At 63.9% G+C, this 21,992-nt stretch carries 23 protein-coding genes; 21 read left to right on the forward strand and 2 right to left on the reverse strand.

All coding sequences use genetic code 11. From position 1 onward, the window contains the following. From ACK41X_RS05040 to ACK41X_RS05085, 10 genes are all read left to right on the forward strand, one after another. The coding region (locus tag ACK41X_RS05040) for a chromate transporter (RefSeq protein ID WP_409719908.1) at positions 1-291 on the forward strand (291 nt) is incomplete at its 5' end. Positions 292-434: 143 nt separating this feature from the next. Next, on the forward strand, positions 435-923 hold the full coding sequence (locus tag ACK41X_RS05045) for a tripartite tricarboxylate transporter TctB family protein (RefSeq protein WP_409719910.1): 489 nt from the start codon (positions 435-437) through the stop codon (positions 921-923). Between the two features lie 6 nt (positions 924-929). Then, positions 930-2,438, forward strand: coding sequence for a tripartite tricarboxylate transporter permease (locus tag ACK41X_RS05050; RefSeq protein ID WP_409719912.1), 1,509 nt, complete (start codon positions 930-932; stop codon positions 2,436-2,438). A gap of 163 nt (positions 2,439-2,601) precedes the next feature. Further along, the gene (locus ACK41X_RS05055) at positions 2,602-3,588 is read left to right on the forward strand and encodes a tripartite tricarboxylate transporter substrate binding protein BugD (protein WP_409719914.1); all 987 of its coding nucleotides are present in this window, start codon (positions 2,602-2,604) and stop codon (positions 3,586-3,588) included. 146 nt (positions 3,589-3,734) lie between these two features. Continuing rightward, entirely contained in the window at positions 3,735-4,529 is a 795-nt protein-coding gene (locus ACK41X_RS05060; RefSeq protein WP_409719916.1) for a thymidylate synthase, read from the forward strand. Beyond that, positions 4,526-5,080, forward strand: a complete 555-nt coding sequence (locus ACK41X_RS05065) for a dihydrofolate reductase (RefSeq protein ID WP_409719918.1) — start codon at positions 4,526-4,528, stop codon at positions 5,078-5,080. The genes ACK41X_RS05060 and ACK41X_RS05065 overlap by 4 nt, the downstream gene beginning before the upstream one ends. 84 nt (positions 5,081-5,164) lie before the next feature. After that, positions 5,165-6,328: an FtsH protease activity modulator HflK gene (gene hflK / locus ACK41X_RS05070; RefSeq protein WP_409719920.1), complete on the forward strand. Its 1,164-nt coding sequence runs from the start codon at positions 5,165-5,167 to the stop codon at positions 6,326-6,328. 9 nt (positions 6,329-6,337) lie between these two features. Then, entirely contained in the window at positions 6,338-7,279 is a 942-nt protein-coding gene (gene hflC / locus ACK41X_RS05075) for a protease modulator HflC (RefSeq protein ID WP_409719922.1), read from the forward strand. A gap of 24 nt (positions 7,280-7,303) precedes the next feature. Further along, on the forward strand, positions 7,304-7,489 hold the full coding sequence (locus tag ACK41X_RS05080; protein ID WP_409719924.1) for a DUF2065 domain-containing protein: 186 nt from the start codon (positions 7,304-7,306) through the stop codon (positions 7,487-7,489). A gap of 187 nt (positions 7,490-7,676) precedes the next feature. Further along, positions 7,677-9,224 carry a Do family serine endopeptidase gene (locus ACK41X_RS05085; protein ID WP_409719926.1) on the forward strand — a complete coding sequence of 516 codons (1,548 nt, stop codon included), beginning with the start codon at positions 7,677-7,679 and terminating at the stop codon, positions 9,222-9,224. A gap of 177 nt (positions 9,225-9,401) precedes the next feature. Here ACK41X_RS05085 and serB read toward each other — a convergent pair whose 3' ends face one another. After that, positions 9,402-10,301 (reverse strand): phosphoserine phosphatase SerB, encoded by a 900-nt coding sequence (gene serB / locus ACK41X_RS05090; protein WP_409719928.1) that lies wholly within the window; start codon positions 10,299-10,301, stop codon positions 9,402-9,404. A gap of 14 nt (positions 10,302-10,315) precedes the next feature. Here serB and miaA point away from each other — a divergent pair, with 14 nt between their 5' ends. Next, complete coding sequence (gene miaA, locus ACK41X_RS05095; RefSeq protein ID WP_409719929.1) at positions 10,316-11,224, forward strand: tRNA (adenosine(37)-N6)-dimethylallyltransferase MiaA; 909 nt, start codon at positions 10,316-10,318, stop codon at positions 11,222-11,224. A 54-nt stretch (positions 11,225-11,278) separates the two neighbouring features. Continuing rightward, positions 11,279-12,370, forward strand: coding sequence for a caspase family protein (locus tag ACK41X_RS05100; protein ID WP_409719931.1), 1,092 nt, complete (start codon positions 11,279-11,281; stop codon positions 12,368-12,370). Positions 12,371-12,439: 69 nt separating this feature from the next. Here ACK41X_RS05100 and ACK41X_RS05105 read toward each other — a convergent pair whose 3' ends face one another. Beyond that, a complete protein-coding gene (locus tag ACK41X_RS05105; RefSeq protein WP_409719933.1) occupies positions 12,440-13,297 on the reverse strand; it encodes an RMD1 family protein in 858 nt (285 codons plus the stop codon). A 307-nt stretch (positions 13,298-13,604) separates the two neighbouring features. Between ACK41X_RS05105 and ACK41X_RS05110 the strand changes: the two genes are divergently transcribed. The 9 genes from ACK41X_RS05110 (at position 13,605) to ilvC (ending at position 21,914) form a co-directional block, all read left to right on the forward strand. Beyond that, on the forward strand, positions 13,605-15,365 hold the full coding sequence (locus ACK41X_RS05110) for an acetolactate synthase 3 large subunit (protein WP_409719935.1): 1,761 nt from the start codon (positions 13,605-13,607) through the stop codon (positions 15,363-15,365). 138 nt (positions 15,366-15,503) lie between these two features. After that, on the forward strand, positions 15,504-16,055 hold the full coding sequence (ilvN, locus tag ACK41X_RS05115) for an acetolactate synthase small subunit (protein ID WP_409719937.1): 552 nt from the start codon (positions 15,504-15,506) through the stop codon (positions 16,053-16,055). A 139-nt stretch (positions 16,056-16,194) separates the two neighbouring features. Then, positions 16,195-18,024 (forward strand): heavy metal translocating P-type ATPase, encoded by a 1,830-nt coding sequence (locus ACK41X_RS05120; protein ID WP_409719939.1) that lies wholly within the window; start codon positions 16,195-16,197, stop codon positions 18,022-18,024. 32 nt (positions 18,025-18,056) lie between these two features. Continuing rightward, a complete protein-coding gene (locus tag ACK41X_RS05125) occupies positions 18,057-18,653 on the forward strand; it encodes a LysE family translocator (protein ID WP_409719989.1) in 597 nt (198 codons plus the stop codon). A 92-nt stretch (positions 18,654-18,745) separates the two neighbouring features. Then, complete coding sequence (locus tag ACK41X_RS05130) at positions 18,746-19,204, forward strand: AbrB/MazE/SpoVT family DNA-binding domain-containing protein (protein ID WP_409719941.1); 459 nt, start codon at positions 18,746-18,748, stop codon at positions 19,202-19,204. Continuing rightward, positions 19,141-19,449: a type II toxin-antitoxin system PemK/MazF family toxin gene (locus tag ACK41X_RS05135; protein ID WP_409719990.1), complete on the forward strand. Its 309-nt coding sequence runs from the start codon at positions 19,141-19,143 to the stop codon at positions 19,447-19,449. Before ACK41X_RS05130 ends, ACK41X_RS05135 begins: the two co-directional genes overlap by 64 nt. Further along, entirely contained in the window at positions 19,442-19,912 is a 471-nt protein-coding gene (locus tag ACK41X_RS05140) for an RrF2 family transcriptional regulator (protein WP_409719943.1), read from the forward strand. The genes ACK41X_RS05135 and ACK41X_RS05140 overlap by 8 nt, the downstream gene beginning before the upstream one ends. 93 nt (positions 19,913-20,005) lie before the next feature. Next, entirely contained in the window at positions 20,006-20,755 is a 750-nt protein-coding gene (locus ACK41X_RS05145) for a sulfite exporter TauE/SafE family protein (protein WP_409719992.1), read from the forward strand. A 139-nt stretch (positions 20,756-20,894) separates the two neighbouring features. Continuing rightward, positions 20,895-21,914: a ketol-acid reductoisomerase gene (ilvC, locus tag ACK41X_RS05150; RefSeq protein WP_409719945.1), complete on the forward strand. Its 1,020-nt coding sequence runs from the start codon at positions 20,895-20,897 to the stop codon at positions 21,912-21,914. The last annotated feature ends 78 nt before the right edge of the window (positions 21,915-21,992 follow it).

The following is a 21,992-nucleotide window of genomic DNA, read 5'->3' on the forward strand; positions in this document are numbered from 1 at the left end:
GTTGCGACACTTGCAATGGTCGGGCCGACCTGCATCGCAACATTTTTCATCACCAAGGTCTGGGACCGATTTCGCGCTGCAAAATTTCGGATTGCGGTACAGGAGGGGCTGGTTCCGGTCTACATTGGATTGCTTGCGGCCAGCGCGTGGATCATGGCGCTCGCCACCGACACAAGCTGGATTGCAGTTGCGATCACGGTGTCGTCGGCCGCGATCGGATATTTCGCCCGGCTGAATCCTTTATGGGTGTTCATCGTCGCCGCCATCCTTGGCGGATTCGGATGGATATGAAGCGGCGCTGAACAGAGCCCGCATTTTGCCGGTTCCTGTGGGTGCGACCAATTTGCTAGAACAGCGCTAGACAAAAGTCGCGGCTTGAGCGAAGAGCAAGCTGGCACCGTAGAACTACCGGGCGTTTGGGGGAGAGCGAGCGTATGGCCGATAGTGTTGGGCAACCGGCGGGCGATCCGCAGGCAAGGGGGCTCATAAAAAATCCGCAGGACTTCTGGGGCGGCATGGCGCTGCTGTTGTTCGCGCTGTTTTCGCTCTGGGCCGGCAGCGATCTTCCCGGCATGCGCGGTTTCGCTTTCGGCCCCGGTACCGCGCCGCGATTGTTCGGCTGGCTGCTGGTCGGCGTTTCGGCGATCATCATTGTGAGCGGTCTGGTCACACACGGGCCGCCGCTGCAAAAATGGGGCATGCGCGCACCGACGCTGTTTATCGCCTCGATTCTTTTCTTCGGCGCGACCGTGCGTCCATGGGGCCTTGTTCTTTCGAGCTTCCTGTCGTTGATGATCGCAGCCGCCGCCTCAAACGAGGTGCGCTGGATCGAGGCGATTATCTGGTCGGCTGTCCTGACGGCGGCCGCCGTAGGGTTGTTCATCTACGGACTGAACCTCCCGCTGCAACTCTGGCCGCGGTGATCCATCATGTGGGATCTGATTAACAATCTTGCGTTCGGTGCCAGCGTCGCCGCATCGCCGCAGAACCTGCTGCTGTGTCTGGTCGGTGCGCTGGTCGGAACGCTGATCGGCGTCCTTCCGGGTCTCGGCCCGGTCGCCACCATCGCCATGCTGCTGCCGATCACGTACGGCCTGCCGCCGGTCGGCGCTCTGATCATGCTCGCAGGCATCTATTACGGCGCGATGTATGGCGGCTCGACCACCGCCATTCTTGTGAACATACCGGGCGAATCTGCGTCCGTGGTCACAACGCTGGACGGTCACGCGATGGCCAAGCAGGGCCGCGCCGGCCCCGCGCTCGCGATCTCCGCAATCGGCTCATTCTTCGCAGGCTGCGTTGCGACCGTTGTGATCGCCGCCGCAGCGGCGCCGCTGACCAGCATCGCGCTTCTGTTCGGGCCGGCGGAATATTTCTCACTCATGGTGCTCGGCCTGATCTTCGCGGTGGTGCTGGCGAAGGGATCGGTGGTCAAGGCGATTGCCATGATCCTGGTCGGTCTCGTGCTCTCGATGGTTGGCTCCGACCTCGAAACCGGCGCCGGCCGCATGAACTTCAACATTCCCGAACTCGCCGACGGGCTTGGCTTTGTCGTAATCGCGATGGGTGTGTTCGGTTTTGCCGAAGTGCTGCGCAATCTCGAAGTCACGCATAATCGCGAGATCGTTCAGGCCAAGATCACTGGCCTGATGCCGACCTGGGCCGACCTCAAGGCTTCGGCCCCGGCGATCGGCCGCGGCACCATCCTTGGGTCCGCGCTTGGCATTCTGCCCGGCGGCGGCGCGGTGATCGCGTCCTTTGCCTCCTATACGCTGGAGAAGAAGGTTTCGCGGCATCCTGAGCGTTTCGGCCGCGGCGCCATCGAAGGCGTCGCGGGGCCGGAGACGGCCAACAATGCGGCCTCGCAGACCTCGTTCATCCCATTGCTCACGCTCGGCATCCCGCCGAACCCGGTGATGGCGCTGATGGTCGGTGCCATGACGATCCACGGCATCGTGCCGGGCCCGCAGGTGATGACCAAGCAACCTGAGCTGTTCTGGGGCATGATCGCCTCGATGTGGTTCGGCAACCTGATGCTCGTGATCATCAATCTGCCGCTGGTCGGGCTGTGGGTGCGTCTGCTGCGCGTGCCGTACCGGCTGCTCTATCCGATGATCCTGATCATCTGCTGCATCGGCGTCTATTCGGTCAACAACGCGCCGGCCGACGTCTATCTCACGGCAGCCTTCGCGCTGATCGGCTATTGGCTGGTGAAGCACGATTTCGAACCGGCGCCGATGCTGCTCGGCTTCGTGCTCGGCCCGCTGATGGAGGAGAATCTGCGGCGCGCCATGCTGATCGCCCGCGGCGATGCCATGGTGTTCCTGCAACGGCCGATTTCGGCGGGGCTGCTGATCCTGTCGGCAATCCTCTTGATCATCGCGGTGCTGCCGATGATCCGCAAAAAGCGCGACCAGGTGTTCGTCGAGGAGGGCTGAGGCGCCCGGGGAACACGGCCGCCGGCCGGCCTAGTCCTATTTGAGAGCTTGATTTTCGGGCGGCGTTTGGCTCAAACGCCGCCCGATTTGCTGCTGGCGACCGGCGCCGGGCCGGACTGTCTGCGGCAATCGCGAGGAAACGACAACGGAGACAATAACCCCCATGCGTGTTCTTTTCCGACTGACCGGCGCTATTGCCGCTCTTGCGTCGCTTGGCGCGCTCGCCGTGCCCGCGCAGGCTCAGACCTACCCGTCCCGGCCGATCACCATGATCGTCCCGTTTGCTGCGGGCGGCCCGACCGATATCGTTGCCCGGATCGTGTCCGACCACATGTCGAAGACGCTCGGCCAGCAGATCGTGATCGAAAATGTCGCCGGTGCCGGCGGCACCACCGGGGCCACCCGTGCCATGCGGGCCAATGCCGACGGCTACACCATCATCATGGGCCATATGGGAACCCATGCTGCCGCGGTCGCGCTCTATCCGAAGCTCGCCTATCACCCGTTGAAAAACTTCGAGCCGATCGGACTTGCCGCCGGTACGCCGGTGCTGATCGTCGCCAAGAAAGACTTTCCGGCCAAGGATCTGAAGGAATTCGCCGCTTACGTGAAGGCGAATGCCGACAAGGTGAATGCCGCCCATGCCGGCGTTGGCTCGGTGTCGTTCACGAGCTGCCTGCTCCTGAACTCGGTGCTTGGCGTCAAGCCGACCGCGGTTCCGTTCCAGGGTACGGGTCCGGCGCTCAACGCGCTGCTCGGCGGCCAGGTCGATTACATGTGCGACCAGATCGTCAATCTGGTGCCGCAGATCAAGGCGGGCAACATCAAGGCCTATGCAATCGGTACGCCCGAACGCAATCCCGCGCTTCCGGATGTGCCGACCACCAAGGAAGCCGGCATGCCGGAGTTTGAGGTCTCGGCCTGGAACGCGCTGTTCGCGCCCAAGGGCACCCCGAAAGAGGCGCTCGACAAGCTGTCGGACGCGCTCTCCAAGGCGCTCGACGACGAGGGCGTGCGCAAGCGTCTCGCCGAGCTCGGCAGCGACATTCCGGGGCCCGACCGGCGCGGCCAGGCAGCCCTGACCAGGCTGGTTGACAGTGAAATCAACCGCTGGACCCCGGTGATCCAGGCCTCGGGTATCACGCAATAAGCGGCTTGCGCAGAATTTCAGCGAAATTTGCGTGAAGGGGCGGCCAAGGGAATCCGGGCCGCCCTTTTTCATGTGGGGAATCGGATAGCTTGCGGTCCAGCATCGAAACGCTTTGATAGGCTCCAGACGGCAATCCGGACCCACCGATGAAGCAATATCTCGATCTGATGGACCATGTTCTGCGCCACGGCGTGGAGAAGCGCGACCGCACCGGAACCGGCACGCTCTCGGTGTTCGGCCATCAGATGCGCTTCGACCTGCGCGACGGCTTTCCGCTGGTCACCACCAAGAAGCTGCATGTGAAATCGATCGTGCATGAATTGCTCTGGTTTCTGCGCGGCGACATCAACATCAAATATCTGAACGATAACGGCGTCACGATCTGGGACGAATGGGCCGACGAGAACGGCGACCTTGGCCCCGTCTATGGCCGGCAATGGCGCTCGTGGCCGGCGCGAGACGGCGGCACCATCGACCAGATTGCGGGCCTGATGCGCGACCTCGAACGCAATCCGGATTCGCGGCGTCTGATCGTCACCGCCTGGAATCCGGCCGACATCGGCAGCATGGCGCTGCCGCCGTGCCATTGCCTGTTCCAATTTTATGTCGCGGAGGGGCGGCTGTCCTGCCAGCTCTATCAGCGTTCGGCCGACATCTTCCTCGGCGTGCCCTTCAATATCGCCTCCTACGCGCTGCTGACCCTGATGGTCGCGCAGGTGGCGGGACTGAAGCCCGGCGAATTCATCCATACGCTGGGCGATGCGCATCTTTATCTGAATCACCGCGAGCAAGCCGAGCTGCAATTGTCGCGTAGTCCGCGCGCGTTGCCGGTGATGACGCTCGATCCTTCGGTACGGGACATTTTTGCGTTCCGTTTCGAGCATTTTGTACTGCACGGCTACGACCCGCATCCGCATATCAAGGCCGAGGTCGCGGTGTGAACGAACGCCGTTCGGCGCTCCGGCCTATCTCGCTCGACCTCGTCGTCGCCGTCGCCGAGAACGGCGTGATCGGGCGCGACAACAAGCTGCCGTGGCGGATCAAGTCCGACCTGCAATTCTTCAAGCGCGTCACCCTGAACAAGCCGGTCCTGATGGGCCGCAAGACCTTTCTGTCGATCGGCAAGCCGCTGCCCGGCCGCACCAACATCGTGATCAGCCGGCAGCGAGATTTCGCCGCTCCCGGGGTTCTCGTCGCGCCGGGTCTCGATCAGGGGCTGACCGCCGCGCGCGGCGACGCCCTGCGGCGGGGCGCGGACGCCATCGCGTTGATCGGCGGCACGGAAATCTTCGCGCAGACCCTCCCGCGCGCCGACCGTTTAATATTGACGCTGGTCCATGCAAAACCGCCGGGCGATACCTATTTTCCAGCCATCGACCCCAAGGCGTGGCGCGAAACCGGGCGGCAGCCGCAGCCGAAGGGTCCGGACGATGAATATGGCTTTACTATTGTGCAATACGAGGCGGCGGCGCGGCATGAGCGCGCGTTGTAAGGGGCAGGGCCGTCCCCTATAACCCGCCCGAAACACATCGAATTGGATCGGCGCAGGCCGGACGGCCGCGCCAAGGAGGATCAGATGCCGTGGAGCAATCAGGGCGGTGGTGGCGGCGGGGGCCCATGGGGCTCGGGACCGAAAGGGCCCTGGGGCTCCGGTCCGCAATCGAGCGGCGGCGCCCAGCCGCCGGATCTGGAAGATTTGTTGCGGCGCAGTCAGGATAAGCTCAAGACCGTCCTGCCGGGCGGCAGCTTCGGCGGCAAGATCGGCGTCGTCGCCGCTCTGATCGTCGCGCTGTTCCTCTGGGGTATTTCAGGCTTCTTCGTTGTGCAGCCGGGAGAACTCGGCGTCGTCATGCGCTTCGGCAAGTATGTCCGCGATGCGCCCGCAGGCTGGGGATATACCTGGCCTTATCCGGTCGGCGCGGTGCAGAAGGTCAATATCGAACGCATCAACCGCATCGATATCGGAATGCGCGTTGTCGACGATGCGCGCCGCGGCACGACCACGCGCGACGTGCCCGAAGAAAGCCTGATGCTGACCGGCGACGAGAATATCGTCGATGTCGATTTCGCCGTGCTGTGGAAGGTCAAGACCGACGGCGGCGCCGGCCAGTATCTGTTCAATATCCAGTTTCCGGAAGGAACGGTGAAGGCGGTCGCCGAGAGCGCGATGCGCGAGGTGATCGGCCGCTCCAACATTCAGCCGATCCTGACCGGCGCCCGCCAGAATATCGAAAATGCCGTCCATGAATTGATGCAGAAGACGCTCGACGAGTACCAGTCGGGTATCCTTATCACACAGGTGCAGTTGCAGAAGGTCGATCCGCCCCAGCAGGTGATCGACGCCTTCCGCGACGTTCAGGCAGCGCGCGCCGACCTTGAACGCCTGCAGAACGAGGCGCAGACCTACGCCAACCGGGTGGTGCCGGAAGCGCGCGGCCGCGCGGCGCAAATCCTGCAGAATGCGGAGGCCTATCGCGAGCAGACGGTGGCGGAAGCGACCGGTCAGACCGCCCGCTTCAATCAGGTTTATCAGGAATATTCCAAGGCACCGGAGGTGACGCGCCAGCGTCTGTATCTTGAGACCATGGAGCGGCTGCTTGGCGGCACCGAGAAGATCATTCTCGATGCGGGAGCCGCGGCCGGCGGCGGACAGGGTGTCATTCCCTATCTGTCGCTCGACCAGAACCGGCCGCGGGCGGCGCAGCCGCAGCCGCAACCGCAAGCGCAGCAGCGCCGCTAGGAGGCAGTCATGAAACTCGGTATCCTTGGCGGCGTGTTGCTGGTTCTGGCAATCGTTGCAGCCTTCGTCGGCTACAGCTCGATCTTCACCGTGTACGAGACGCGGCAGGCCATCGTGATCCGGCTCGGTCAGCCGATCCGGGTCATCACGCAACCCGGCCTGCATTTCAAGGCGCCGTTCGTCGACAGCGTGGTCTATGTCGACAAGCGGATCCTCGATCTGGAAAATCCGGCGCAGGAAATCATCGCCGCCGACCAGAAGCGTCTGGTGGTCGATGCCTTTGCCCGCTACCGGATCGTCGATCCGCTGCGCTTCTATCAGGCGATCGGCACCGTGCCGGCTGCCAATTCGCAATTGTCGACGCTGCTTAACGCCGCGCTCCGCCGGGTGCTTGGCGAATCGTCCTTCCAGGCTCTGGTGCGAGACGAACGTGACGAGCTGATGCGCCGCATCCGCGAGCAGCTCGACCGCGAGGCTCAGCGTTACGGCATCAATGTGGTGGACGTGCGCATCCGCCGCGCCGACCTGCCCGACGCCAACAGCCAGGCGGTGTATCAGCGCATGCAGACGGAACGTCAGCGGGAAGCCGCCGAGTTCCGTGCGCAGGGCGCGCAGCGTGCGCAGGAAATCCGCTCGCGCGCCGATCGTGACGTGACCGTGCTGCTCGCCGAAGCGCAGGCCCAGGGCGAACAGATCCGCGGTGAGGGCGATGCGACGCGGAACCGGATTTTCGCGGAGGCCTATAGCAAGGATCCGGACTTCTTCGCCTTCTACCGCTCGATGCAGGCCTATGAGCAGGGTCTGGCCAGCAACGAGACGCGGCTGGTGCTGAAGCCGGATTCGGAGTTTTTCCGCTTCTTCGTCGATCCGTCCGGCCGCATGGTGAACGGGACGCCGCGGGAGCCGGTGGCGCCGGCTACGCCGGGTTCGCCGACCGCAGCCGCCAGGTAACGCCGCGATCTATAGAAGCGGGGCATGTGGGACTTCATCGTCGCGATCGGGCTTGTGCTCGCGCTTGAAGGCTTGCTGTTTGCGGCGTTTCCAAGCGCCGCAAAACAGGCCATGGCGAATGTCCTCGACACGCCTGATCAAATTCTGCGCGGCGTCGGCATTGCCTCCGCGCTGATCGGGATTCTCGTGATCTGGCTGGTTCGCGGCTGAGCGGTGTTAGGCCCATTGCGGGTGGCATTGCGACGATGGCTCGTGGGACGTGGAGCGAAAAGCGAAAAGCGACGTTCGGCGCAGTTTCGCCGCAATCACGTCCACGTTTGAGTACCGGTATTGTTCTTGCTTCGTAGCCGGGACAGGAGCAGTGTTTGACGCTCGTCTAGCAGGAGACTTTGTTGCCATGACGGCTTCTTTCGCCAGGATTATCAACGCCTTTCGCGGCTCCGCCGTCGTGGGCTTCACGGCCGCAGCGCTGCTGGTACCGGCCCTTCCGGCTCCGGCCCAAGCGCGCGGGCCGGAGAAGATTGCCGACGTGGCCGAGACGGTGATTGACGCAGTCGTCAACATTTCGACTTCCCAGCGCGTGGAGGGCCGGCAGACGCCGGGCAGTCCGCGCCAGCAAGAACAGGGGCCGGGCCAGTCTCCGCAGCTTCCGCCGGGTTCGCCATTCGAAGATTTTTTTCGGGACTTTTTTGAGAACCGGCGCGGCGGGCCCGGCGGGCCCGGCGGGCCCGGCGGGCAGGGCGAAAACCGGGCGCCACGCCGCACCTCGTCGCTCGGATCGGGTTTCGTCATCGACGAGAGCGGCCTTGTGGTGACCAACAATCACGTCATCGCCGAGGCCGAAGAGATCAACGTGGTGTTCAACGACGGCTCGCGCCTGAAGGCCGAAGTCGTCGGCCGCGATCCCAAGACCGATATCGCGCTGCTCAAGATCAATCCGGAAAAGCCGCTCAAGGCGGTGAAATTCGGCGATTCCGACAAGCTGCGGCTCGGCGAATGGGTGATCGCGATCGGCAACCCGTTCAGCCTTGGCGGCTCGGTCAGCGCCGGCATTGTCTCGGCGCGCAACCGCGACATCCAGTCCGGTCCGTACGACAATTACATCCAGACCGACGCCGCCATCAATCGCGGTAATTCCGGTGGCCCGCTCTTCAACCTCGAGGGCGAGGTGATCGGCGTCAACACCGCGATCATTTCGCCGTCCGGCGGCTCGATCGGGATCGGCTTTGCGGTGCCCTCGAAAGTGGTGATGGGCATTATCGACCAGCTGCGAGAATATAAGGAAGTGCGGCGCGGCTGGCTCGGCGTGCGCATCCAGCAGGTCACCGACGACATCGCCGAAAGCCTCGGCCCGAAACAGGCCCGCGGCGCCCTGATCGCCGGCGTCGACGACAAGGGTCCGGCAAAACCTGCAGGGATCGAAGCCGGCGATATCATCATCAAGTTCGACGGCCGGGACATCAAGGAGATGCGCGACCTGCCGCGGATCGTGGCCGATACGCCGGTCGGCAAGGAGGTGGAGGTCGTCGTCCTGCGCAAGGGCAGGGAGGAGACCAAGAGGGTCAAGCTCGGCCGCCTGGACGATGCCGAGAAGCCGCAACCGGCCTCGGTGCAGAGCGATGCCAAGCCCGACGACAAGAGCGTTGTGAAAAAGGCGCTCGGTCTCGAACTCGCGAATATTTCCGCGGACCTGCGCAAGCGCTTCAAGATCAAGGACAGCGTCAAGGGCGTGGTCATCACCGGCATCGACCAGAATTCGGCTGCCGCCGAGAAGCGGCTGAATGCCGGCGACACCATCGTGGAGGTGGCGCAGGAACCGGTCGGCACCACCGAGGATTTCCAGGCCAAGGTCGACAAGCTGAAGAAGGATGGCCGCAAGCTGGCGCTGCTGCTGGTCGCCAATCCCGAAGGCGAATTGCGCTTCGTGACTCTGAGCCTTCAGTAAGCATTCGTCATTCCGGGTCGGCGCATCGCCGCCAAGTTTGCGCAGCCAGCGTAAAGCTGCGTGCGCCGCACCCGGAATCCGGCTGCAATTGCTGCGCTGTTGAGGGGATTGCGGTTTCGCAAGGCATCGCGCGTCGAAGACGCGCGTGACCGCCGCTTGTGGCTCCGTAATAACCGTTCAGTGTTCCCCGACGAACTCGCCCCGCCTGTAGCCCTGCAGATAGAGCAGCGCGGTCAGGTCGCCGTGGTCGATCCGCACATCGGCTGCCTCCGCGACCGCAGGCTTGGCGCGATAGGCGACGCCAAGGCCCGCGCGTTCGATCATGGCAAGATCGTTGGCGCCGTCGCCGACCGCAAGCGTCAGCTCCAGCGGCAACCGCATGAAGCGCGCGACGTCGAGCAGCGTATCGAGCTTGGCCTCGCGGCCGAGCACCGGCTCCTCGACGAAGCCGGTCAGCCGCCCGTCTTCCACCAGAAGCGTATTGGCGTGGTTTTCGTCGAAACCGATCATCGCCGCGATCGTTCGCGTGAACAGTGAGAAGCCGCCGGAGACGAGGACCGTATGCGCACCCTGGGCGCGCATCGTGCCGATCAGCGCGCGCGCACCGGGCATCAGGGTGATGCGCGTTGCGATGACCTCGTCGACCACCGAAACCGGCAGGCCTTTCAGCAGCGCGACGCGCTCGCGCAAGGCCGGCTCGAACGCGATCTCGCCGCGCATGGCGCGTTCGGTGACGGCCGACACATGCGCCTTCAGGCCGACCAGATCGGCCAGTTCGTCGATGCATTCCTGGGCGATCATGGTGGAATCCATGTCGGCGATCAGGAGCTTCTTGCGGCGATGCGCGCGCGGCTGCACCCCGACATCGATGGGCGCATCGCCCATCGCCGCGCGCAGGTGGTCGGCGAGCCAGCGTTGGTCGGTTGCCGCATCCAGGCTAAAGGCTATGTCGGCCGCGACGCCGGGATCGAGCCATTCTGCCGGCGCGGCTGCGGGAAGCAGGGCACGCGCCTGTGCCACGAGTCCGTCGTCAAGGCGGGCACCGGGAGCGGCAATAAGGGTTGCGACGTGAGTCATCGTCGGGTGTCTGGATGAAGAGGGTCGTGCTTATCGCAGGGCCGACCGCCAGCGGCAAGTCCGCGCTCGCGCTGGCGCTCGCCGCGCGCATCGGCGGCGTTGTCGTCAACGCCGATTCCATGCAGGTTTACCGCGATTTGCGCGTGCTGACCGCGCGTCCGGATGCGCAGGACGAGGCGCGGGTCCAGCATTATCTGTTCGGGCATGTCGACGCCGCCGTGAATTATTCGGTCGGTGCCTATCTCGCCGATGCTGCGCGATTGCTTGCGGAGCTGCCGCCGGACCGGCCGGTGATCGTTGCCGGCGGCACCGGTCTTTACTTCAAGGCGTTGATGAGCGGGCTTGCCGCGATCCCGCCGGTCGATCCGGCGATCCGCGAGGCCTTGCGCAACAGGCTCGCGCACGAGGGCGTGGAGGCGCTGCATGCCGAACTCGCCAGGCGCGATCCTGAAGGCGCGGCTCGCATCATGGTGCGCGACCGCTCGCGCATCCTGCGCGCGCTGGAAGTCCTGGACGCGACCGGCCGCACGATGTCCGAGTGGCATCGGGAAGGATTGCCGCCTTTGGTCGATCCCGAATCCGCGGTGAAGATTTTTCTCAATCCCGCGCGTGACGAGCTGAAGGCTCGGATCGAGAAGCGGTTCGAGGCCATGCTGAGCGGGGGGGCTCTTGACGAGGTGCGGGCGCTCGCCGCGCGGCACCTGCCCGATACATTGCCGGCGATGAAGGCCCATGGCGTGCCGTGGCTGCGCCGCCATCTCGCTGGCGAGATTTCGCTCGAAGCTGCAGTGGACGGCTCGATCATGGATACGCGCCGCTATGCCAAGCGGCAGGTGACCTGGTTCCGCAATCAGATGCCGGGCTGGGCGTGGCTCACGCCGGACGCGGCGATGGCGAGCCTCGAAACTTTGCTGCAGACGTGAACCCGGCGCGGACGGCGCGCGACGAAGAGTCCAGCCGTGAAGTGAGAGGACGCCATGACGAACCGGATTCTCCAATTCGCCGGAGCCGCCGCTGTGGCCGCCGGGCTCCTGACCGCGCAACCGGCTTTCGCGCAGGACAAGAAGGTTGCGCTGGTTATCGGCAATGCGATTTACCAGAATGTCGTGCCGCTGAAGAATCCCGCCAATGACGCCGCCGACATGGGCGATGCCTTGAGGCGCGCCGGTTTCAACGTCACCACGCTGGCCAATGCGCGGGTTGCCGACATGCGCCGCCGGCTGAAGCAATTCGGCGACAGGGCGAGGCTCGCCGAGGTGGCTGTCGTATTCTATTCCGGACATGCGTTGCAGTCCGACGGTGTCACCTGGCTGCTTGCCACCGACGGTCAAGCCCGTTCGCTGGCCGATATCGCAAGAGGCGCCATCAGCTTGCCGGAAATTCTCGAGCAGCTTGACGGCGTCGAAAAGGCCGGCATGGTCTTTATCGATGGCGCGCGGAACGATCCGTTTGGCGAAGCGCAGAAGCAGCAATTGCCGGCCGGCGTGAAGCGCCAGGTAGAAGAGCCGAAGAACATTCTGGTCAGCTTCGCCACCGGCGCCGGGCGTCTGGTCGGCGACGGTGAAGGCCGCAACTCTCCCTTCACCGCGGCGCTCCTGAAACATATCGGGGAGCCCGGTCTGGAACTGACTGCGCTGATGAGGCGTGTGCGCGCCGACGTCATCGGCGCGACTGCGGGCGAACAGGTTCCGTCATTTTATTTGTCCGCGGAGGACGGGGCATATTTCGTCGCAGCATTGCCCGAGCCCAAGCCTGAGTTCAAGCCTGAGCCCAAGCCTGAGTCCAAGCCTGAGTCCGAGCCCGGGGCTGAGCGGCCCGTTGCCGCACCGCAAGCGGCGACGCCGGAGCCTGTGGCTCCGGCGCCGCAAGCCGCCGTGCCGGCCTCGCAGCCGGTCCCGGAGGCGACGCCCGCTGCGCCCGTTGAAAAGAAAGCCGCAGCACCGGCGCTCGCTCCCGAACCCGTGCCGCCAGCGGACGCCGGCAAGCCCGCAGCCGAAGCTGCTTCGGTCAGCGCCGAGCCATCGCGCGAAGGCGCCGACTCGACCGAGGCCGACAATTCGAAAGACTGACCGCAATGTTCGTTCCGGGGCGCGGGCGTTTCACGCGCGCTCCACACGGATCGTGCATCGCGAATGCGGTCAGCTCCACAGGTGCTTGAAGAACTCGTAGAAGGTGAACAGCACCTCGACCACGATCAGGGCGACGATCGCGATCTCAAGACGCAGACTGCGTGCGGCGTCGATCAGGTCGGTCAGCGCGCGCGCGGTTTCGCCAACCACATCGATCTTGCGCGCAAGCGCCGCGGCACGCTCCTTCAGTTCGTACTCGTCGACAAGGCGGGCATGCAGCCGCTCCAGATCCCAGCGATCCCACAACACGTCCGGCTTTTCTTCGACCTCGACGCGGCCGGTGAGGCGCTGGCGTACCAACAGCGACTGGCCGATCACTTTAAGCATATTGCTGCGGTCGGTCGGGGTGCGTCCGCCGGCTGCGAGCTTGGCGGCGAGCGGCTCGACGATATCGAAAACCTGACTGACCGCGCGTTCCTGATGCGCAAGAACCACATTCTTGGCGAGCGCATCGGCGATCACCACGAGCCGCGCCGGCGCAAGATCGCGCACCTTGATCGTGCCGCCCGGATCGATCTGGTCGTCCTGGTCCGGCGTGATTTCGATGATCGCGGTCTCGTCCTCGACCTGGCTGGCAGGTGAGACAATGCGCGGGCGAAGGCCGCGGATGGTCTCGTCTTCCTCGATCGGCGACAGGCCGATCAGGACCGCGACCCCATAGCGGAACAGCACCGCATAGCCCTCGCCGACCCGAAAGGCGAGGGGCACCGTATTGATGACGTCGCTGCGCTCGAGGCCGGCGGTGTCAATGCGCTCGCCGAGGATGAAGGCGCGGGCGGTCAGCCGCGGCCGGGAGCCGGCCGCGGCCTGATCCGTGGCCGGCGAACCGGCTGGCAGGGCGATATTCGCAGGATTGTCTTGGGGCATGGGTCGGTCCGCCGCGCCGACGGTTTGCTTGCCTTTCAGGCTGCTTCACTACAGCGTTCGGCGGTTCGGGTCATGCGCTGCGGCAGCTTGACCGGAGGCCGAAGACCTTCTATATCCCCACGAAATCTTTGTTCTGGGTTCGACGATGTTGCGCAATTTTATGTCGCATCTTGTTGTAGGAAGGCGCATCGCCGGGGGTGGCTGACGTCACCCATGCCGTGCGGTGCGCCGTATCGAAGGGCCGGACGGCCCTTTTTTCATTCCGGTACCCAGGATCAGGACAGCGAAGTCAGGTGGAGCAGTGACCATGACCAAGGAAATGACCGGCGCCGAAATGGTGATCGAGGCGCTCGCCGATCAGGGCATCAAGCACATTTTCGGCTATCCGGGCGGGGCGGTGCTGCCGATCTACGACGCGCTGTTCCAGCAGGACAGGGTCAAACACGTGCTGGTGCGCCACGAGCAGGGCGCGGTCCATATGGCCGAGGGCTATGCCCGCTCCACCGGCAAGGTCGGCTGCGTGCTGGTGACATCCGGACCCGGCGCCACCAATGCGGTGACCGGGCTCGCCGATGCGCTGATGGATTCGATCCCGATCGTGTGCATCACCGGGCAGGTGCCGACCCATCTGATCGGCAACGACGCGTTCCAGGAATGTGACACCGTCGGCATCACCCGGCCCTGCACCAAGCACAATTATCTCGTCAAAAGCATCGCCGATCTGCCGCGGGTGCTGCACGAGGCCTTTTATGTCGCGGCGAACGGACGTCCGGGCCCGGTGGTGATCGACATCCCGAAGGACATCCAGTTCGCCAAGGGCGTCTATTCCGGCCCGCAAAACATCAAGCACAAGACCTATACGCCCAAGCTGAAAGGCGATCTGGACAAGATCAAGCAGGCGGTCGAGATGATGGCGAAGGCCAGGCGCCCGCTTTTCTATACCGGCGGCGGCGTCATCAATTCCGGCAAGGAGGCGAGCCACCTGCTGCGCGAACTGGTGAAGCTCACCGGCTTTCCCATCACGTCAACGCTGATGGGGCTCGGCGCCTATCCAGCGGCCGACCCGCAATGGCTCGGCATGCTCGGCATGCACGGCACCTACGAAGCCAACATGGCGATGCATGGCTGCGATCTGATGATCTGCATCGGCGCGCGCTTCGACGACCGCATCACCGGGCGGCTCGATGCATTCGCGCCCTATTCCAAGAAAATCCATATCGATATCGATCCGTCCTCGATCAACAAGAACGTCAAGGTCGATGTGCCGATCATCGGCGATTGCGCCCATGTTCTCGAAGACATGACCCGGATGTGGCGCACCTCCTCGGCGCAGCCCGACAAGAAGGCAATGGCCGACTGGTGGAAGCAGATCGACAAGTGGCGCGCCCGCAAGTCGCTGAGCTACCGGATGTCGGACGATGTCATCAAGCCGCAATACGCGATCCAGCGGCTGTTCGAGCTGACCAAGGACAAGGACACCTACATCACCACCGAGGTCGGCCAGCACCAGATGTGGGCGGCGCAGTTCTATCAGTTCCAGGAGCCGAACCGCTGGATGACGTCGGGCGGGCTTGGCACCATGGGCTATGGGCTGCCGGCGGCGGTCGGCGTGCAGATGGCGCATCCGAAATCGCTGGTCATCGACATTGCCGGCGAAGCCTCGGTGCTGATGACCATGCAGGAAATCTCGACCGCGGTTCAGTACCGGCTGCCGGTCAAGATCTTCATTCTGAACAACCAATATATGGGCATGGTGCGCCAGTGGCAGGAATTGCTGCATGGCGGACGCTATTCGGAGAGCTATTCGGCGGCATTGCCGGATTTCGTGAAACTCGCCGAGGCCTATCATGCGGTCGGCATCCGCTGCGAGAAGCCGGGCGATCTCGACAATGCGATCAAGCAGATGATCGCGGTCGACAAGCCGGTGATCTTCGATTGCGTGGTCGACCAGAATGAGAATTGCTTCCCGATGATTCCGTCGGGCCGCGCCCATAACGAGATGATCCTCGGCGATGCCGCGGCCGATCTCAACGAGGCGATCACCGAAGAAGGCAAGATGCTGGTGTAGGCGTTTCTGTCATTGCCGGGCATAGCCGTCGAAGACGGCGTCGTTGACGCCTTATGCCCCGGCAATCCATCGCTTCGCGAAGATGATGGATGCGCGGGTCAAGCCCGCGCATGACGCCGTAAAGAAGGATCAACAGTCGTGAACGCAAACGTACCATCCACCTCGCATTATCCTGCCGCGCCCGCGGCGCAGGTGATCGAGCGCCATACCTTGTCGGTGCTGGTCGACAACGAGCCGGGCGTGCTCGCCCGGGTCATCGGCCTGTTCTCGGGCCGCGGCTACAACATCGACTCGCTGACGGTGTCGGAGACCGAGCACGAAAAGCACCTCTCGCGCATCACCATCGTCACCCGCGGCACGCCGATGGTGATCGAGCAGATCAAGCATCAGCTCGAGCGGCTGGTGCCGGTACATCGCGTAACCGACCTGACCGTCGTCGGCCCATCGCTCGAGCGCGAGCTCGCCATGGTGAAGGTGCGTGGCAAGGGCGATCACCGGGTCGAGGCGCTGCGCCTTGCCGACGCCTTCCGCGCGCGCGTGATCGACGCGACCACCGAAAGCTTCGTGTTTGAGATTACCGGCAAGAGCGACAAGATCGACCAGTTCGTCGAGCTGATGCTGCCGCTCGGCCTCGTCGAGGTCTCGCGCACCGGCGTGGTTGCGATCGGCCGCGGCCCGGAGGCGATGTAGCCGCGATAAACTCCGGACGGAACTACCGTTTGCCTGCAGCGGCAAACGTCCTGTATTGCGGTCTTCTATCGTCATTGTAGCCGCCGCAAAGTGACGCAAGGTGAATGCAATCTCCGGGTCCGCGCTTCGCCCCGTCCTGATGGCCGTTGCCATCATCGGTCTCGTTGCGGGCCTGGCCGCCTGGACAGCCGGCGCGGAGACCTGGTCGAACGCCTTCTTCATTGCGGGCGTCGTCCCGGTCCTTGCCGCCCTTATCGTTGAAATCTGGCAGAGCCTGCGCGCCGGCAAGATCGGCCTCGATATCGTCGCAGCCCTGTCGATGAGTGCTGCGCTTCTGGTCGGCGAAAATCTTGCCGCTGCGATTGTCGCCTTGATGTATGCGGGTGGACAATATCTCGAACGCTTTGCCGAGGGCCGTGCCCGGCGCGACATGTCGGCGCTGTTGGAGCGGGTGCCGCGCTATGCGATGCGCCATCGCGACGGCGCGCTGGAGGAAATCCAGATCGACGAGATTGCGCCAGGCGACCTGCTGCTGATCCGGCGCGGCGATATCGTGCCAGTTGACGGCACGGTCGCGGCGGGGACGGCGTTCCTCGACCAGTCCGCGCTTACCGGCGAATCGATTCCGGTGCAACTCGGCGCAGGCAGCGAAGCCATGAGCGGCTCGACCAATGCCGGCGAAAGTTTCGATCTCATTGCAACACGACGCGCCAGCGAAAGCACCTATGCCGCGATCGTCAACCTTGTGGAGCAGGCGCAGCGGTCGCGGGCGCCGATGGCGCGGATCGCCGACCGCTATTCGCTGGTATTCCTGGCTGTCACGGTGACGCTCGCCTGCGCGGCCTGGTTCGGCAGCGGCGATGCCGTGCGCGCGGTGGCGGTGCTGGTGGTGGCGACGCCGTGCCCCCTCATTCTCGCCGTCCCGATCGCCTGGGTGTCCGGCATGTCGCGCGCGGCACGCACCGGCATTCTGATCAAGAGTGGCGCTGCGCTGGAGACGATGGGACGGATCCGTTCGCTGGTGATCGACAAGACCGGCACGCTCACCGTCGGCCGGCCCGAGGTTTCGCAAATTCTGCCGACCGGACCGGTCGAACCGTCCACGTTGCTGCGCCTCGCGGCCTCGCTCGATCAGGCCTCGCCGCATGTGGTGGCGGCTGCGATCGTGGCAGATGCGCGCATGCGCGGTCTTGCGCTGGCCGTACCCGTCGACGTCTCCGAGACGCCAGGCGAGGGCGTCGCCGGCATCGTCGGCGGCCATCGCGTTGCGGTCGGCGGGCGGCGCTTCGTATCGGCTGCGATCGGCAAGCCGATCGCGCGCCGCGCGGGCCTGCCGGCCGGTTCGTTGATCGTTCATGTCGCTATCGATGGCGATCACGCGGGTATCGTCGTGCTGACCGATCGATTGCGCGACGGCACCGGCGACCTTTTGAGCCGTCTGCGCGATCTCGGCGTCGAGCGCATCGTGCTTGCGACCGGCGATCGCGCCGATGTCGCGAAAACCGTGGCCGCGGGCCTTGCCATCGACGGTGTGCGCGCCGAATTGACGCCGGACCAGAAGGTGCTGGTGGTGCTGTCGGAGCGCAAAAACGGTCCAGTCTTGATGGTGGGCGACGGCGTCAACGATGCGCCCGCGCTGGCTGCCGCCGATGTCGGCCTGGCCATGGGTGCGCGGGGCGCCGCTGCGTCAGCGCAGGCCGCCGATGTCGTTCTGCTGGTCGACGATCTTGCAAGGCTGTATCCCGCAGTCTGGATTGCGCAGCGCGCACGTTCCATTGCGCTGCAAAGCGTGATAGCCGGAATCGGCTTGTCGGGTCTTGCAATGATCGTTGCCGCGCTCGGATACCTGCCGCCGGTCCAGGGCGCGATCCTGCAGGAAGCGATCGACGTCGCGGTCATCGTCAATGCGTTGCGCGTGCTCGGCGGCGCACCTGCTCCTGCCGCGACGAAGCCGTACGCGCCGGCGTGAATGCGGTGCAATGGGAAGGGGTCGGCGAGATGATGCCGGTCGAGATGTTTCTGGCGCTGGTCGTTTTTGCATCGGCAATGGCGTTCACGCCGGGCCCGAACAACATCATGGTGACGGCGTCGGGCGTGAACTTCGGATTCATGCGTACGATCCCGCATATCCTCGGCGTCACCTTTGGCTTTGTCGTGCTGCTGATCGGCTGTGCCGCCGGTCTTGGCGCGATCTTCTCGACCTATCCGCCGCTGCAGACCGCGCTCAAGATCGCCGGTGCGGTCTATCTCGTCTGGCTTGCGTGGAAGATTGCGACATCGGCCCCGTCGGCGGGCGACGACGCGGAGGTGGCGAAACCGATCACCTTCCTGCAGGCAGCGCTGTTTCAGTGGGTCAATCCCAAGGCGGTGGTGATCGCGCTGAGCGCCATCGCGATCTATGTGCGGCCGGAGCACTGGCTGACCGATTTCGGTTTGCTGACGGCGGTGTTTGCGGTCGCGACTGTTCTCGCAGTGGCCGCCTGGACCGGTTTTGGCGTCGCGCTGCGGCGCGTGCTGAGCGATCCGAAACATGCCCGCGTCTTCAACATCGCGATGGCGCTGCTGCTGGTTGCGAGCATCGTGCCCATGGTGATTTGAGCGGCGCGGACGCGCGAGCGAAGGCGCGGTTTTGACGAGTACTGGCGCTCCGCAGCCTTCGGATATACATTGCATATTCGAAGGAGCGGGCCATGAGGGTCAAGGTCGCGAAATGGGGCAATAGTCTCGGATTGAGGTTGCCGAAGGCAGCTGTGGAGGCCGCCGGGCTGCAAGCGGGCAGCGAAGTCGATGTCACTGTCGAAGGGCGGGAGCTTCGGGTTAGGCCGCCATCGACGGCGAAGACATCCAAAAGTCTGTTGCAGGAGATGCTCGCCGAAATTGACCGTCTTGGTCCAGGCCACGAACCCGAAACCGTCGATTGGGGACCGGATGTCGGATCGGAAATCATCGACGATGAATATTCGCGCGGCAAGATATCGCTGGACGATATTCTGAGCGGTCCCCCGCAACACCGAAACACGACCCGGAACGACGATAAAGATGGTTCCGAGCCGGTGATATTGCCTGGTTCAATTTTGATCCGGTCATCGGTACCGAACAGTCGGGACGGCGACCCGGTCTTATTGTTACGTCGGCCGAGTATCACCTGAGGTCGGGTCGGGCGATCGTTTGCCCGATCACCTCCAAACCGTCGCTTTGGCCCTTCAACGTCGCTCTTCCGGCTGGAATGAAAACCAAGGGTTTGGTTCTGGTCGACCAGATACGCACGGTCGAGCGCGACGGCAGAATGCTGAGATTGATTGAACGCGCGCCAGATGATGTCATGCGAACCGTTCATCGCAATCTCGGGGCGTTGCTTGGCTTCGACATAGCCTTACCCAACATCGATGTCTGAGGCCGTCTTCAAAGACATTCACCGCATGCTCTCGCGCCGCGCCAAATATGCTCTTCGGGCGATGATCTACCTGGCTGGCCGCCGCGGCGCCGCCCCGGTGTCGGTGCGCGATATCTCGGTGGATCTGAAAATCCCGCGGGCCTTCCTTGAGCAGATCTTCTCCGAGCTGAAGCGGGCCAACCTGCTGGTCGCGACCCGCGGCAAGCAGGGTGGCTTTCTGCTCAGCCGCGCACCCAGGGACATCAATCTGGCGGAAATCATCCGTCACATTGACGGGCCACTGGCGCTGGCACCCTGCGCAAGCCAGACCGCTTTTCGGCAATGCCCGGACTGCGTCGATTTGCGCATCTGCCAGCTTCGGCCGGCGCTGATTGCGGCGCGTGATGCGACGGCGAAAATCCTCGAAGAAACAACGCTGGCGCAGGCCGCCGAAGAAAAATCGCCTCCAAAGCCCTCTGTATAAATAATACTATTCTGATTGATTTAGTCAGAATTAGATGCTGTTGTTGTCCGATCGGGATCGCAACGGGGGACGGCGGTGGATTCGGGCTGGTTTCTGGATACGACCTGGTGGCTGTTTTTTGCGGTCGGTATGGGCGCTCAGCTCGTCGACGGCGCGCTCGGAATGGCCTTCGGCGTGACTGCAACCACCTTTCTGCTCAGCTTCGGCGTCGCGCCGGCGCAAGCCAGCGCGATGGTGCATATCGCGGAAATCTTCACAACCGCCGCCTCCGGCGCTTCCCACTGGGCGCAACGCAATATCGACTGGGCGATCGTCAAGCGCCTCGCTATCCCCGGCACCGTTGGCGGGGCAATCGGGGCGACGGTACTCTCGAATGTGGATGGCAAAATCATCCTGCCCTTCATCACGCTCTATCTCGCGATCATGGGCCTCATTATCCTTTTCAAGGCGGTGCGGCTCGCTCTCGAAATGACGCCGAACTGGCGCGGCGTGCCGGTGGTCGGCTTTTTCGGCGGATTGCTCGACGCCATCGGCGGCGGCGGATGGGGGCCGATCGTCACCTCCACCCTGATCGGCGGCGGGCATGCCCCGCGCTTTGTGATCGGCTCGGTCAATCTCACCGAGTTTCTGGTCACGGTGGTCACCTCGGCTGCCTTTGCGGTGAGCCTTGGCTTCATGGATATCCTCCCGGTGATCCCGTTCATCCTGGGTGGCCTGATCGTCGCGCCCTTTGCGGGCTATCTGACGCGGATCATACCGGCGCGGATTCTGATGGCGATGGTTGGCTGTCTCATTCTGGGGCTGAGCCTTCGGTCGCTTTTGAAGCTGGCAGGCTGGCTGTAACCCGGCGGGTCTGCCGGCCTCTGTTCAGGGCTTGCCGGGCCGTCCCCATCCCCCTAGAACCCCCTGCGAACCGCGCCGGAACCGCCTCCGGCGCCACTATGAGCGAAGCGGCCGGGAGCCGCCACTTCAGGGGTTGATGATGCGCGTTTATTACGACCGGGATGCCGACCTGAACCTGATCAAGGGCAAGAAGGTCGCCGTCGTCGGCTATGGCAGCCAGGGCCATGCCCACGCCCTCAATCTGCGGGATTCCGGCGTGAAGGACGTGGCCATTGCGCTGCGCAAGGGTTCGCCTTCGGCCAAGAAGGCCGAAGGCGAGGGCTTCAAGGTGATGGAAGTGGCCGAGGCCGCCAAATGGGCCGACGTCATCATGATGCTGACGCCGGACGAATTGCAGGCCGACATCTACCGCGACCACCTGCATGCCAACATGAAGGAGGGCGCGGCGCTGCTGTTCGCCCACGGCCTCAACGTGCATTTCAACCTGATCGAGCCGCGCGCCGATCTCGACGTTCTCATGGTCGCACCGAAGGGCCCTGGCCACACCGTGCGCGGCGAATATCAGCGCGGCGCCGGCGTGCCCTGCCTGATCGCGATTCACAAGGATGCCTCCGGCAACGCGCATGACCTTGGCCTCTCCTATGCCTCGGCGATCGGCGGCGGCCGCGCCGGCATCATCGAGACGACGTTCAAGGAAGAATGCGAGACCGACCTGTTCGGCGAGCAGACCGTGCTCTGCGGCGGCCTCGTCGAACTGATCAAGGCCGGCTACGAGACGCTGGTCGAGGCGGGCTATGCGCCGGAGATGGCGTATTTCGAATGCCTGCACGAGGTGAAGCTGATCGTCGACCTGATCTACGAAGGCGGCATCGCCAACATGAACTACTCGATCTCCAACACCGCCGAATACGGCGAGTACGTCACCGGGCCGCGCATCATCACGGCGGAGACCAAGGCCGAGATGAAGCGCGTGCTCGCCGACATCCAGTCCGGCAAATTCACACGAGACTGGATGCTGGAGAACAAGGTCAACCAGACCTCGTTCAAGGCGACCCGCGCCAAGCTCGCCCAGCATGACATCGAGCAGGTCGGCGCGAAGCTGCGCGAGATGATGCCGTGGATCAAGCAAAGGGCATTGGTCGACAAGGCGCGGAATTGATTCATTCCGGAGGACGGATATGCAAAGGGCCTGCTCCGGCGGGCCCTTTCTCGTTTTCGCGCTGCGTAGCACCTGATA

Source organism: Pseudorhodoplanes sp. (assembly GCF_046289595.1).
Classification (GTDB): Bacteria; Pseudomonadota; Alphaproteobacteria; order Rhizobiales; family Xanthobacteraceae; genus Pseudorhodoplanes.